General features: G+C 48.7%; 8 protein-coding genes and 1 tRNA gene. 4 read left to right on the top strand and 5 right to left on the bottom strand.

What is annotated here, in order from left to right; genetic code table 11:
* Positions 1–13 precede the first annotated feature (13 nt).
* The 3 genes from dnaG (at position 14) to AB1287_RS11710 (ending at position 4,462) form a co-directional block, all read left to right on the top strand.
* The gene (gene dnaG, locus AB1287_RS11720; protein ID WP_312625580.1) at positions 14–1,759 is read left to right on the top strand and encodes a DNA primase; all 1,746 of its coding nucleotides are present in this window, start codon (positions 14–16) and stop codon (positions 1,757–1,759) included.
* Between the two features lie 155 nt (positions 1,760–1,914).
* A complete protein-coding gene (gene rpoD / locus AB1287_RS11715; protein WP_312625579.1) occupies positions 1,915–3,762 on the top strand; it encodes an RNA polymerase sigma factor RpoD in 1,848 nt (615 codons plus the stop codon).
* 286 nt (positions 3,763–4,048) lie between these two features.
* Positions 4,049–4,462, top strand: coding sequence for a hypothetical protein (locus AB1287_RS11710; protein ID WP_435617864.1), 414 nt, complete (start codon positions 4,049–4,051; stop codon positions 4,460–4,462).
* A 29-nt stretch (positions 4,463–4,491) separates the two neighbouring features.
* On the opposite strand, the gene mug is transcribed toward AB1287_RS11710, so the two are convergent.
* On the bottom strand, positions 4,492–4,998 hold the full coding sequence (mug, locus tag AB1287_RS11705) for a G/U mismatch-specific DNA glycosylase (protein ID WP_312625575.1): 507 nt from the start codon (positions 4,996–4,998) through the stop codon (positions 4,492–4,494).
* Between the two features lie 127 nt (positions 4,999–5,125).
* On the opposite strand from mug, the gene AB1287_RS11700 reads away from it, so the two are divergent.
* Positions 5,126–5,201, top strand: a tRNA-Ile gene (locus tag AB1287_RS11700).
* Positions 5,202–5,345: 144 nt separating this feature from the next.
* On the opposite strand, the gene AB1287_RS11695 is transcribed toward AB1287_RS11700, so the two are convergent.
* The 4 genes from AB1287_RS11695 to AB1287_RS11680 all read right to left on the bottom strand — a co-directional run bounded on the left by AB1287_RS11695 (position 5,346) and on the right by AB1287_RS11680 (position 14,735).
* The gene (locus tag AB1287_RS11695; protein WP_435617863.1) at positions 5,346–6,626 is read right to left on the bottom strand and encodes an HlyD family efflux transporter periplasmic adaptor subunit; all 1,281 of its coding nucleotides are present in this window, start codon (positions 6,624–6,626) and stop codon (positions 5,346–5,348) included.
* Positions 6,627–6,689: 63 nt separating this feature from the next.
* Entirely contained in the window at positions 6,690–8,825 is a 2,136-nt protein-coding gene (locus AB1287_RS11690; RefSeq protein ID WP_435617927.1) for a type I secretion system permease/ATPase, read from the bottom strand.
* Between the two features lie 13 nt (positions 8,826–8,838).
* Complete coding sequence (locus AB1287_RS11685; RefSeq protein WP_435617862.1) at positions 8,839–10,368, bottom strand: TolC family protein; 1,530 nt, start codon at positions 10,366–10,368, stop codon at positions 8,839–8,841.
* Positions 10,369–10,547: 179 nt separating this feature from the next.
* Entirely contained in the window at positions 10,548–14,735 is a 4,188-nt protein-coding gene (locus tag AB1287_RS11680) for a BapA/Bap/LapF family prefix-like domain-containing protein (RefSeq protein WP_435617861.1), read from the bottom strand.
* Positions 14,736–14,757: the final 22 nt, after the last annotated feature.

The following is a 14,757-nucleotide window of genomic DNA, read 5'->3' as shown; positions in this document are numbered from 1 at the left end:
CTTAACGGGGCTTATGGCCGGACGAATCCCACGTGTCTTTATCAATGACCTGCTGGCGAGAACCGACATCGTCGATCTGATCGATGCGCGCGTTAAGCTGAAAAAGCAGGGCAAGAATTATCACGCGTGTTGTCCGTTCCACAACGAAAAAACCCCTTCTTTCACCGTCAACGGTGAGAAACAGTTTTACCACTGCTTCGGCTGTGGTGCGCACGGGAACGCCGTCGACTTTCTGATGAACTACGACAAGCTCGAGTTTGTGGAAACCGTCGAAGAGCTGGCGGCCATGCACAACCTCGAAGTCCCGTACGAAGCAGGCTCTGGCCCAACCCAGATAGAGCGCCATCAGCGGCAAAGTCTCTATCAGCTCATGGATGGTCTGAGCGCGTTTTATCAGCAATCCCTGAACCAACCCGTCGCCGAACCTGCGCGTCAGTACCTGACAAAGCGTGGTTTAAGCAGCGAAGTCATCGCCCGGTTTGCGATTGGCTATGCGCCACCGGGCTGGGATAACGTCCTGAAGCGTTTTGGCAACAACCGGGAAAATCAGCAGTCGCTGACCGATGCGGGCATGTTAGTCACCAACGATCAAGGACGCAGCTACGATCGCTTCCGCGAAAGGGTGATGTTCCCCATCCGCGATAAGCGAGGCCGGGTGATAGGTTTTGGTGGCCGCGTGTTGGGCGATGCCCTGCCGAAATACCTCAACTCTCCGGAAACCGATATTTTCCATAAGGGCCGCCAGCTGTACGGCCTTTATGAAGCGCAGCAAACCGAAGCTGAACCGCAGCGTCTGCTGGTGGTCGAAGGCTATATGGATGTGGTGGCGCTTGCGCAGTACGACATTAATTATGCCGTCGCGTCACTGGGCACCTCTACTACAGCCGATCACATTCAGCTGCTGTTCAGGGTGACCAATCAGGTCATCTGCTGCTACGACGGCGACCGTGCAGGCCGCGATGCCGCATGGCGAGCGCTGGAAACCGCGCTGCCGTATATGACTGACGGCCGTCAATTGCGGTTTATGTTTCTGCCGGACGGCGAAGATCCGGATACGCTGGTGCGTAAAGAGGGCAAAGCAGCGTTTGAAGCACGGATGGAGCAGGCACAGCCGCTCTCCACGTTTCTGTTTAACAGCCTGATGCCGCAGGTCGATTTAAGCACCCCGGACGGGCGCGCACAGCTCAGTACGCTGGCGCTGCCGCTGATTACCCAGGTCCCGGGTGAAACGCTGCGTATTTATCTGCGCCAGGAGCTGGGCAAGAAGCTTGGGATCCTGGACGACGCGCAGCTTGAACGTTTAATGCCAAAACAGGCAGAAAATGGCGCTGCCCGCCCCGCGCCTCAGCTAAAACGCACGACCATGCGTATACTGATAGGGTTACTGGTGCAAAACCCTGAGCTTGCTGCTCTAGTGCCGCCTTTGACCGGGCTTGATCCGAAAAAGCTGCCTGGGCTTGGCTTATTTTCTGAACTGGTCAACACTTGTTTGTCGCAGCCTGGACTGACAACGGGCCAAATGCTTGAGCAGTATCGCGGCACAAATGAGGCCGCAACCCTTGAAAAACTGTCGATGTGGGACGATATAGCAGATAAGGAAATCGCTGAACAAACTTTCACCGACTCGTTAAACCATATGTTTGATTCACTGCTGGTCCAGCGGCAAGAAGAGTTGATAGCTCGCGACCGCACACACGGATTAAGCAGTGAAGAACGCCGGGAACTCTGGACGCTGAACCAGGAACTGGCCAAAAAATGAATTCAACGGCTTAAGTGCCGAATATCAATCGGGAAGCCCCCGAAAGCCGCCCCGAGGCGCAGCGGCAATAATATAAGCAGGCCCTCGCTTTAAAAGTCGGTAACTCGTTTTCGCCGACCGACACCAATCAATGAATTAAGTGTGGATACCGTCTTATGGAGCAAAACCCGCAGTCACAGCTTAAGCTTCTTGTCCAGCGTGGTAAGGAGCAAGGCTATCTGACCTATGCCGAGGTCAATGACCATCTGCCGGAAGATATCGTCGACTCCGATCAGATCGAAGACATCATCCAAATGATCAATGACATGGGCATTCAGGTGATGGAAGAAGCACCGGATGCCGATGATCTCCTGCTGGCTGAAAACTCAAACAACACCGATGAGGACGCGGAAGAAGCGGCTGCTCAGGTGCTGTCCAGCGTTGAATCTGAAATCGGTCGTACCACCGACCCGGTGCGCATGTACATGCGCGAAATGGGGACCGTTGAGCTGCTGACCCGCGAAGGCGAAATCGACATCGCCAAGCGTATCGAAGACGGCATCAACCAGGTGCAGTGCTCCGTTGCAGAATACCCGGAAGCGATCACCTACCTGCTTGAGCAGTACGATCGCGTGGAAGCCGCGGAAGCGCGTCTGTCCGATCTCATCACGGGCTTCGTCGATCCTAACGCTGAAGAAGAGATGGCACCAACCGCCACCCACGTCGGTTCTGAGCTCTCTCAGGAAGAGCAGGATGATGACGAAGATGAAGACGAAGAGGACGGCGACGACGATTCCAGCGATGATGACAACAGCATCGATCCGGAACTGGCGCGTGAAAAATTCGGTGAGCTGCGCACTCAGTACGAACTGACCCGCGACACGATCAAAGCTAAAGGTCGTAGCCACGCGGCGGCGCAGGAAGAGATCCAGAAGCTGTCTGAAGTATTCAAACAGTTCCGCCTGGTGCCAAAACAGTTCGATTACCTGGTCAACAGCATGCGGACCATGATGGAGCGCGTTCGTATTCAGGAACGTATCATCATGAAGCTGTGCGTTGAACAGTGCAAAATGCCGAAGAAAAACTTCATCACCCTGTTCACCGGCAACGAAACCAGCGAAACCTGGTTCAACGCCGCCGTAGCGATGAATAAGCCGTGGTCTGAAAAACTGAACGATGTGAAAGGCGACGTTCAGCGCGGCCTGCAGAAGCTGCAGCAGATTGAAGAAGAAACCGGCCTGACCATTGAACAGGTAAAAGATATCAACCGTCGCATGTCCATCGGTGAGGCCAAAGCCCGCCGTGCGAAGAAAGAGATGGTTGAAGCGAACTTACGTCTGGTTATTTCCATTGCCAAGAAGTACACCAACCGCGGTCTGCAGTTCCTCGACCTGATTCAGGAAGGCAACATCGGCCTGATGAAAGCGGTTGATAAGTTCGAATACCGTCGCGGCTACAAGTTCTCCACTTACGCAACCTGGTGGATCCGTCAGGCGATCACCCGTTCCATCGCGGATCAGGCACGCACCATCCGTATTCCGGTGCATATGATTGAGACCATCAACAAGCTCAACCGTATCTCCCGCCAGATGCTGCAGGAAATGGGCCGCGAGCCGACGCCGGAAGAGTTGGCCGAACGTATGCTGATGCCGGAAGACAAAATCCGCAAAGTACTGAAAATTGCCAAAGAGCCTATCTCCATGGAAACCCCAATCGGTGACGATGAAGATTCACATCTGGGCGATTTCATCGAGGATACTACCCTCGAGCTGCCGCTGGATTCAGCGACCACTGAAAGCCTGCGTGCGGCAACGCACGACGTGCTGGCGGGCCTCACCGCGCGTGAAGCGAAGGTTCTGCGTATGCGCTTTGGCATCGACATGAACACCGACCACACTCTGGAAGAAGTGGGTAAACAGTTCGACGTAACCCGCGAACGTATCCGTCAGATCGAAGCGAAAGCGCTGCGCAAGCTGCGTCACCCAAGCCGTTCTGAAGTGCTGCGTAGCTTCCTGGACGATTAATTTCGTTTACGCTTTATCCGCGACAAAAAAGCCACACGCAAGTGTGGCTTTTTTTTGCTCATCAGGCCGCTTTCATCACCCAATCTGCGGTTTTAGCCTGACTTTTGGCCGTTTATGAATCTTTGAACCTGCCCGGTGACGCTCTATACTCATCGGCGCAGAATTTTCCCCTAAGATATTAAGTTTTTTCCTTTTAATGGCGCTTAGAGATGAGGTGAATCAGACACTGCATCGCGTCATGATTTCCTTTTAGACTATTGAAAACCTCGCAGGAATTAAAAACATAATGAATAAAACTTGGCTTCTGATGCTTTGCATCGCGCTGGCAGGATGCGTCAACAAACCGCAAAATATGCCGAAATCCGTGGTCACACCGCCCCCTGCCCAGCCCGTCGTGGTGGAGCCTCAGCCCGCTGTCGCGCAAACCGTCAGCAGCGCCCCCACTCTTATCGCCAACGATACCTGCGTGAAACAACTGACCGCGCTTAAAACCTATAATCCCAAGAGCTATAAACGCTACAGCGGTGAAATGCAGGTGCTGACCCGTAAAACCAGCCAGTACCTTTCAGTGAAAGAAAATCTGAACCCACAGATTGACGATCTGGTGACCGGCGCCTACGACTCGCGTATGAAATCGCTTTGTTACCGTATTCAGAGCACGTTAGGCCAGTCGATGATCAACCAGGCGAATCAGCTCTAATCTTGCCAGACCCGGCGTCGGACGCCGGGTTATAACCCTCGAGCTATCAACGCTTGATCGAGCTCTCTGTACGCCTCAACCAGCTTATCCAGCGTCGCACGATTTAATCCGCTCGGATTTGGCAGTACCCAAACCTGAGTCGCGCCAATGGACGTCGGCTGCTTGCCCCACTGCGCTCCACGCTGGCTGAAAGCCTGTTCGTACGCCTGCTTACCCAGAATCGCCAACGCCGCAGGCTGGTAGCTCTCTATCTTACCAATCAGCCCTCTTCCTCCACTTCGCAGCTCATGCAGCGCCACTTCGCTGGCCTGCACCGTAGGGCGTTCGACCAGCATGGTAATGCCGCAGCGGGTATCGAGTAGCTGCTGCTCCTCTTCAGGCTTTAACAGCCTGTCGGTAAAACCGGCCTGATAAATCACCTTCCAGAAGCGATTACCAGAATGAGCAAAGTGAAACCCGGTGTGTGCCGACGATTTGCCGGGATTAATGCCGCAGAACACCACGCGCAGACCAGGTGCCAGAATATCGTTGATCATCGCCTTTCCTGTCTTACTGAGAGATAACCAAAGTATAAAGGATTGAAAAACCATTTGTTTATAAAAACAGCAACCATGCGCGTGGTGCTGGATTGCACCCGCCAGTTCCTTTATAATTCCCCGCCACGGCCCCTTAGCTCAGTGGTTAGAGCAGGCGACTCATAATCGCTTGGTCGTTGGTTCAAACCCAACAGGGGCCACCAAATTTAAGCAGTAAATACATACAGTTAGGCCACTTTCGCGAGTGGCCTTTTTGCTGCCCCATTTTTGAATGGCGATTAAAAAGTGGTAGCCCATTTTAGCTAAATGCATCAATGGCATGCTTAATCCCCGAAAAGGCGCTTCCCTTACCTTTCCCGCAATGCTTCACCAACTTTGTTAAATGGCTTAATCAGGTACTGGAGGATGGTCTTATTACCGGTCTTAATATCAACGCTGGCCACCATCCCTGGAGAGATAAAATGCTGTTTGTTGTCCATGGTCTGTAAATGATCTTTTGTCGTCCTGATATAGACACGATAAAAGACAACTTCAGGTTTTTGAGGGTCTGAAATGGTATCAGGAGAAATTGTTACCACTTCACCGTCCAGGCCGCCATAAATTGAGTAGTCATATGCGGTGATTTTGACGATTGCACGCTGTCCGGGATGAATAAAGGCGATATCGCGCGGCAAGATCTTTGCTTCAATAAGCAGGCGATCGTCAAGGGGAACGATGTTCATGATGGTGCCATTAGGAGGAATAACCCCTCCAATTGTGTTAATTTCTATATTCTTTACAATCCCTCTGACCGGCGAAGTAATGGTCGATTTTTTCAGCAAATCGCGCTGGCCAACGATCTTTTGATACAGTGAATCCACTTCTCCGGAAATTCTGGATAGCTCCTCGCCCGATCTGACCTGATAGTTGTAATTCAGCTCTGACTCTTTCATGTTCAGATCGACCAGCTGCTTCCTGAGTCTGATAACGTCGACTTTACTTGATGCACCCTGCGCCATAAGCCGTGTATTGATCGCCAGCTCATTGTTTAATAACACCTTAGATGCCTGGATATCTTTAATCGACGAAATATAATTATTTTTTCTCGACGTATAAAGTATCCTTTCTCTGTCGGTGATTTCAGGAAAATCATTCAGCTCGTCAGGAAACGCCAAAGGGCGGTCGCTTATCTCCGCCAGCAGCCTGACCTTGCTGGCCAATAAAGCCCGATATTTAGATTCAGACTCCATCACTGCAGCCTGGGTTCTTATCGTATCCAGGCTGGCAATAATATCTCCCGCCTGAACGATTTGCCCCTCCGTAACATTTATCTTATCGAGGATCCCGCCATCAAGAGACTGAATGATTTTCTCTTTCGAACTGGGGATTACCCGACCATCGCCTTTAGAGACCTCATCAATACTGAACATCGAGGCCCACAGCAAAAATATACTGAGGAAAAAGACAATGCTGAGCAGGATATAAAGGGCCCGGCTGGTCTTTACGCCACCATGGGTATCGGCAAGCGTAAATTCATCGGTCGCCCGTACCTGACGGATGGCGTCCTTATCGGTTGTAAAAAACACATGCTGACAAAAGTCTTTGGCAGACAGAAATTTATTTTTTAATTTTTCATAAGTATTTTTCATTAAAAATGATCACCCGAAATAGCTGGACAACAATATAAATATATCGACCTTGAAAATATATGGTTACATTTCATCGATAATCTCATTCTTGCTTTTATCTAACACAATCCTTCCGCCAGATACAACGATAGTCCGGTTAACGAGATTCAATATTTTTTTACGATGGGTGGCAATAATTACTGTTTTACCAGAAATCCAGCCGCCCATTTTTTTGACAAACTCATCTTCAGTAACATCATCAAGAGAAGAAGTTGGTTCATCCATAATCACAATATTAGGATTACGCAACACCAGTCTTGCCAGCAAAATTGTTTGCTGCTGCCCACCTGAAAGACCATGGCCACCTTCCTGGATAATATAATCTAAACCAGACGGAAGTTGGTTAATGAAATTAATGGCTCCGGTAATCTTGATTGCTTCAACAATATCCTCATCGCGCGCCAACGGAGAGCCCAGCGTAATGTTCTCCCTGAGCGAACCGAAAAAAAGCCGGGAGTTTTGGCTCAGATATCCAACATCGCGACGCAGATCGGCGGGGTCGATATCATTGATATTAATACCGTCCAGGATCACCTCTCCGGACCTCTGGTGCATCATTCCTGAAAGCGCGTTTAACAGCGATGATTTCCCCGAACCGTTACGCCCAAGTATTGCAATACGCTCACCCGCTTTGATCTCCAGTGAGTCAACGCTCACGGCTATTTTCTGGCCATCGGCATGATGCATAAAGGAGGCATTTTTTATCGAATATTTACCTTCGATAAATTTCTTATGGATCAAGCGCTGATGCTCCGGCTGGTCAATGGGTAATTGCATAATCGAGTCGAGGCTCGTCATCGCCACTTTGGTTTGTTGCCAGCGAGTAATGATGTTGGCAATTTGTGCAATGGGTGCCATCATCCTTGAGCTAAGAATGGATGAGGCGACTAATGCTCCGGTAGACAGATCGCCGGACATAACAAACGGGGTCCCTACCAGGACCAGGCAAACAAACACCGAACTTTGGACTAAATAAGACCATGTGGTTAACGTATGTGTCAGATGTTTTAGTTCCAGACTATTTTCTGATGTCGTCTTAATGTAGTGCAGCCATTGCTGTTGAAAACGATGCTCAGCCTGTAAAAATTTGATGTCATCCAGCCCCTGAACCGTTTCGACCAGCATGGCATTACGCAGGCTGGATTCTCTCGTGGCCGTATTGGCCAGACGGAAAAGTTTCTTTTGACTCAACAAACCAGGAAGCACCATAAGAATTGCCCCGGCCAAAGGCACGAGGAAGACGATCCCACCCAAAAAATAGATAATCACCAGGAACATAAAGAAGAACGGCAAATCCGTAATTGCGACGACGGTCGACGAGGTCATCATTTCACGAACCTGTTCCAGCTCCTTTAGCTGAGAAATAAACGAACCAGTGGATTTTGGGCGGTAGGCATTTTTAATCCTCAGGGCCCTGCCAAATACCCTGTCTGAAATAATCAGATCGGCACGTTTTCCCAGAATATCCGTTACGCTATAGCGGATTAAGCGTAAGGTGAAATCAAAAATCAGCGCCACAACCACGCCGATAAAAAGCACCCACATTGTGGGATGAGATTGCGCAGGAATGACTCGATCATAGGTCTGCATCGAGTAAGTGATACCCGCCAGGCCCAGAATATTGACAAACAGTGAACCCAGTATGACCAGGTAGTATGGCTTCATGTCAGCAAAAATAATCTTCCAGACCCAGTACTTCTCAGCCGGTTTGATATAATCGTCAATTCGGGAATCGGAGACGTTTTTTGCCGGCCGCAAGGTAATAATTCGGCGCCCTTCAGCGCGAACCTGCTCTTCCGGCACTAACGAGATCAGCTCACCGTCTTCAATAAACGAGATAACAAAATTTTTATCCTCATCAATGCTTTTGATAATGGCCAGACGCCCGTCTTTCATTTCCAGCACCTGAGGAAAGAGCCAGGAATTAAACCGATAGCCATCAACAAAGTCTTCTTTAAACGAAAGCCCGGCCCGACGACTCATGTTTTCTATGATTTTCCGGGTTGGCTCATTGTCATGCCATAACGATGTTATCAGAATATTCTGTTCTGACACATTGAGTCGATAGTGGTGAGCAATATTAACCAACGCACTTTTCCATTGTTCCAGATAGTACTCTTTGGCGTCACTATCACTTTCCATACAGGAAAAGAAATCCATATCTTGCACTATATTACCTTTTATCTTGTAATAAATTCATTAACTTGCCAGCATAGTAGAGACTTTCAAGGGCAAGATTCGATATCGCATAATGACTGTTAATAATGTCTGCTTTGGTCTGGTGGATCTCCGATTCAGCGCTGGTTAAATCGGAGAATGATCGAGTCCCTAACTCCAGATACTGAGACATATAAAGATTCCGGGTTCGTATAGCACTTTGTTCCCGCTCCAGTTTGTTTTCCAGGCTGATTTTCGTGTTTATAATTTGGCTGGAAAATTCCATCATTTTCTGTTTAGCATTATTTTGTTCAGCATCTAAGTTAAATTGTGCAGTATTTAGCGCTTCTTGTGCTTGCTGTACTTTAGATGACACTGATCCCCCCTGATAAAGCGGGACTTTTACATTTATAAATGCGCCATAGCGATCGCGATTTTTCGCAACGCTGTTACCGGTTGATTGGGATGTCAAATCGTGTTCATAGTAAGGTGTCAACGTGATCTTCGGGTAATGCCCATTTCTTTGCACATCAATTTGTTTTTTCGAGATCTCTATTTTTGCCCTGGCAATCCTGATCGCCGGAGATTCAATATTAGCTGGATTATCACGTAATATTTTATTGTAGAGTTCTTCAACGTCAGCAGGAAACTCCATGATAATCCTGGAAGCAATCTCTTTGTTTAGCAGATAATCCAGCGTTGCTGACCATTTTTTATACTGAGAAATATAATCATTATAGTTCGAGAGCGATTCGGCCACTCTGAGGCTGGCCTGAGAGTAGTCAGATTCAGCGCTGGCCCCCAGGGCTACGCGTTTTTTTGTTATATCTCTGATCTTAGTAAAACCGTCAATGCGATCCCTGGCGGCGGCAATGAGCTGATGATAACGAACTATCTGTAAATAAGCGTTAATGGTTTGATAGAGGATGTCGTTAACCTCTTTTTCAACTTCATAATTAGCACCGATGACGTTAAGCTCAGAAAGCTCTACCCTGTCGCCAGTATTGCCGAAATCATAAATCATCTGTTCAACTGAGACGTTTAGCTGATTGGTTTTGTTATTGTCGTCAGTATAACCATCTTTTTCTATTCCTGAATTAAGGCCCATTTCTACATTAGGATAATATGCAGATCTGACCTCATCCACCATAGACTTAAGTCTTTCAGTTTCAGCTTTTGCCCGTTTTATTTCCGGGTGCCAGCTGACTGCCATCCATATTGCGCTGCGCAGGCTATATTTCTCTTTTGAAGTAGTGATATTTTTTTTAGTCGCCGCCGCTGATGCCACAGGAGCGTGTTTCTTTGGTAACGGGCTCGCTTCCACAGTCCTGGCATATACAACAGAGGCATCACTGTTCCGATCTTTTTTCGGTTCGAAAGTCGCAGATGATGCAGATGATGCAGATGATGCAGATGATGCAGATGATTTATCCTCATTAATAAATGAAACGGGATAAGTTATAAGTTCACAAGAAGCATCCGCGATCGTTAACAGATTTCCCATGGTAACGGATAAATAGAGTAGTGTTTTATGAGTAAGTCCCACTGAATATCTCCCTGAATTATAAATACAACGCGTTATCATTCCATGATGATGTGTTTCTGGCATCCGTGATGAAGAGATACTTCATGGCGCTGATAAGAAGCCACTTTTTATAAGACATGTGGCTGACCAATCCCAACAGCTCAATATATAAAGCTGTTGGGAAAGGTGATTACTTAATATTATGCAGCAGCAAACTGATAACTATCTTCGTTTAACTGTAGCTGACTGATAATTTGTTCAAATACGCTATATCCTCCGGTATCTTCGACGCTGCGTTGCTCATCCTGAGCATTATTCTCTGCTACGATGAGCTCGTTTTCTGCACCAATGAGTGAATCCAAATCAATCTCGCTGGCGTTGCTTTCCTCCATGACAGAAGCAAGCTGCGCCTCTGTGAGCTCTTCACTTACCGCTGGCGTAATTGCTTCCTGCGAAGCCTGCGCCTCAGCCATTTCGGTCAGCGAAACAACATTAGCATCGGCATAACCCGCTAACTCATCGAGCGTACTCGTAATTTCGGTCAAATCTTTGACAGAAGAGCCTTTCTCGTTGCTTTCCCCAAAGACGAATTCAACCGGAGCCTCCAGGAAATTATCAACAGCCCCCTCTGCACGAACGAGCAGGCTGTCAATTGCTTCAGCCGCCGGTGTTACGACCTCAGCTGCTGATTCAACGGTATCCAGAATGGCATTGAGCGACTCAGCAACAGCATCGGCAGGTTCGTCGGATGAGCCGCCGAAGATTTTCGCTATAATATCGTTAATGATATTAGAGATCGTTTCCAGTGGGTGGGTAATGCCATAAATAATATTTCCGATAAAATCAATGATTCCCTTAAACGGACTCAGGAGGGTATCAATGACATTGTTGAACAACTCGGTAATTGTTCCGACCGGGTCAGTGATAAATTTGAACGCCAGTGCAATTGGGTTGCCGATCAAATTAAATATCGCATCAATCGGATTTGTTATGAAATCAAAAATGGAACCAATTGCATCAATAATACCCTTGAACGGGCTGAGAATCAGATCAATGACCTTCTGGAACATATCGCCGATAGCACCGAACGGATCGCTGATGATATTACCGATGACTTCCATTATACCGCTGATGATATTACCCACTGCTTCAAACGGACTGGTAATAAAATCAATAACCGAGACAACCGCATCGATAATACCCTTGAATGGGCTAAGAATCATATCAATAACATTCTGAAACATTTCGCCGATAACGCCGAACGGATCTTCGATGAATTTACCAATGTTACTGAAGATTGAAGAAATAATATCTCCGATACTGCTGATTGGCGAACTAATAAAATCGATAATAGAATCAATAATATTATTGATTGGATTATCCGAGGTATCCTCATCAGAGTTAAGACCGAGGACGCCTTTTATAAAGGCTTCAATAATGGCGGCTGCTGATGTCCCCGTGCTGATAGCAATCGGGAGCCCCATGATCAATGCCATTCCCAGTTTTGTAATCAGGTTTATAACGCTACTCAAGCCATAATGAATAGCAATAACAACACCATCAATGGCAAGGGTGAAATCAGAGACTACGCTGACGACCGGGATCAACCCTGGGATCCATTGCATCACTACGGTGATAATTCCCAGGATCCACTCAGCAATGACAGCGATTACCTCAACGGCCAGTTTAGGAATAACCATAAACGCGACGAACAGATCACCCAGTACTAATGGGATAAGTGGGTTTTGCAAAAATGATTGTGAAAGGTCAGAGATGAAATCTTCCATCGCGGAAGAGTCGCCACTTAACAAAGCACCAATCCCTTTAGCAAGGGTAATCACCCAGGCAATTGCCCCGGTAATGATCGCAGGGAGGGTAATAACGCCAATACCGATGCTTTCGACGATAATTTTAATGGCATTAACTGCACCATCTACGAGAATCAATATGCCATTCAGGATATGTGGAATGGTGCCTAACGGTCCCCAAATTCCGCCCAAAATACCTGTAGTAAAGCCAATAACCCACTGAGCCATGTTAGACAAGAAGCTTAATGGCACGTGAATAATTTCAACCACCGCTTCCCAAACGATCAATGCAACACCGGTCAGGGCAGCAGGACCTGATTCGAGCAAGAAGTGGTAATCACCTAATTTCGAAATAACCGACTTAAGTGCTTCTAAAATTCCTTTAGGAATTGCAATAATCGCATTCCATATGCCACTGATAATATCGCCCAGGAATGAAGAATCGTCTTCAACATTGAGGCTGGCGGCATCGTCCAGTGCTTTTTCCACGCCCGGGATATCGGTCGCGTCATTAACGGCCTTATGAGCGTCGTCTTTCTGCTCGTCCGTCAGATGCTCCATCTCGTCGATCGCCTTGTTGGCGTCGTCTTTGGCTCCCTCGAGGTTAGCTTTGGCGGCATCGTCCAGTGCTTTTTCCACGCCCGGCACGTCGGTCGCAACGTTTACGGCCTGGTGAGCTGCGTCTTTCTGCTCATCGCTCAGGTATGCCATCTCGTCGATCGCTTTGCTGGCGTCGTCTTTGGCTCCCTCGAGGTTTTTCTCAGCCGCGTCTTCAACGGCTTTTTCCACGCCCGGAACGTCGGTCGCATCGTTAACGGCCTGGTGAGCATCGTCCTTCTGCTCGTCCGTCAGGTGCTCCATCTCGTCGATCGCCTTGTTGGCGTCGTCTTTGGCGCCCTCGAGATTTTTCTCTGCTGCGTCCTCAACGGCTTTTTCCACGCCCGGAACGTCGGTCGCATCGTTAACGGCCTGGTGAGCATCGTCCTTCTGCTCGTCCGTCAGGTGCCCCATCTCGTCGATCGCCTTGTTGGCGTCGTCTTTGGCGCCCTCAAGGTTCTTCTCTGCTGCATCCTCCACCGCTTTTTCCACGCCCGGAACGTCGGTCGCATCGTTAACAGCCTGGTGAGCATCGTCCTTCTGCTCGTCCGTCAGGTGCTCCATGTCGTCGATCGCTTTATTGGCGTCGTCTTTGGCGCCCTCGAGATTTTTCTCTGCTGCGTCCTCAACGGCTTTGTTGACCTCATCCTCGTTTTTGGCCTCATCAACGGCCTTGTGGGCGTCGTCTTTCTCCTCGTTGGTCAGATGCTCCATGTCGTCGATCGCCTTGTTGGCGTCGTCTTTGGCGCCCTCGAGGTTCTTCTCTGCTGCATCCTCCACCGCTTTTTCCACGCCCGGAACGTCGGTCGCATCGTTAACGGCCTGGTGGGCATCATCTTTCTGCTCGTCCGTCAGATGCTCCATCTCGTCGATCGCCTTATTAGCGTCGTCTTTGGCACCCTCGAGGTTCTTGTCAGCCGCATCATCAACGGCTTTGTTTACCTCGTCCTCATTTTTGGCCTCATCAACGGCCTTGTGGGCATCATCCTTTTCCTTGTCGGTCAGGTGATCCATGTCGTCGATCGCCTTATCGGCGTCGTCTTTGGCCCCCTCGAGGTTCTTCTCGGCCGCATCATCAACGGCTTTATTTACCTCATCCTCATTTTTGGCCTCATCAACGGCCTTGTGGGCATCGTCCTTCTCCTTGTCGGTCAGGTGATCCATGTCGTCGATCGCCTTATCGGCGTCGTCCTTGGCACCCTCGAGGTTCTTGTCAGCCGCATCATCAACGGCTTTGTTTACCTCGTCCTCATTTTTGGCCTCATCAACGGCCTTGTGGGCATCATCCTTTTCCTTGTCGGTCAGATGCTCCATGTCGTCGATCGCCTTATCGGCGTCGTCCTTGGCTCCCTCAAGGTTCTTGTCAGCCGCATCTTCAACGGCTTTATTTACCTCATCCTCATTTTTGGCCTCATCAACGGCCTTGTGGGCATCGTCCTTCTCCTTGTCGGTCAGATGCTCCATGTCGTCGATCGCCTTATTGGCGTCGTCTTTGGCATTGTCGAGCTTATCTTTGGCCGTATCCCGGCCCTTAATCTTACTGCTGCTGCCTTTATGATTTATCGCGGCAATCCCGAGACCGCCAATAGCAGCTGCCGCAATTAAAGGCACGACCCATACATAATCGTCACTGTCGTTTGCAGCCGTTTCAGCCCCTTCAAATACCTCATCAATACTCTGTAATGGTTTAAATTGCAGACCGTTGAATTGTTCGTTAGGGAGATAATCCCCTTCAAAAATCTCCTTACCATCATCAAAAACGAGCTTCTTTTTCGCATCGCCGAAAAAGTCTTTGATGACAATTTTTTGATTATCTTTCGTTAAGATATTAAGGGCGTTCTTATCCTTTTGTACGCCCGTGACATCTCTTGCTGAAACAGGTATGCGGATCGCTCCACTTTTGGCAGGAGCTGCACCTGTCATTTCGGCCGTGCTAGCGAGTTTCTCGCCTGATGGCGAGAAAAAATCAATTGTTCCATTCATATAGATTCAATCCCATATTTAT

It is taken from the genome of Scandinavium sp. UTDF21-P1B, assembly GCF_040750395.1.
Taxonomy (GTDB): Bacteria; Pseudomonadota; Gammaproteobacteria; order Enterobacterales; family Enterobacteriaceae; genus Scandinavium.
The sequence above is the reverse complement of the archived record's forward strand: the minus strand, read 5'-3'. Positions and strand labels throughout refer to the sequence as shown.

Coding starts and splice junctions, on each gene's coding strand:
- dnaG (WP_312625580.1), top strand. CDS start 14: ATGGCCGGACGAATCCCACGTGTCTTTATCAATGACCTGCTGGCGAGA.
- rpoD (WP_312625579.1), top strand. CDS start 1,915: ATGGAGCAAAACCCGCAGTCACAGCTTAAGCTTCTTGTCCAGCGTGGT.
- AB1287_RS11710 (WP_435617864.1), top strand. CDS start 4,049: ATGAATAAAACTTGGCTTCTGATGCTTTGCATCGCGCTGGCAGGATGC.
- mug (WP_312625575.1), bottom strand. CDS start 4,998: ATGATCAACGATATTCTGGCACCTGGTCTGCGCGTGGTGTTCTGCGGC.
- AB1287_RS11695 (WP_435617863.1), bottom strand. CDS start 6,626: ATGAAAAATACTTATGAAAAATTAAAAAATAAATTTCTGTCTGCCAAA.
- AB1287_RS11690 (WP_435617927.1), bottom strand. CDS start 8,825: ATGGATTTCTTTTCCTGTATGGAAAGTGATAGTGACGCCAAAGAGTAC.
- AB1287_RS11680 (WP_435617861.1), bottom strand. CDS start 14,735: ATGAATGGAACAATTGATTTTTTCTCGCCATCAGGCGAGAAACTCGCT.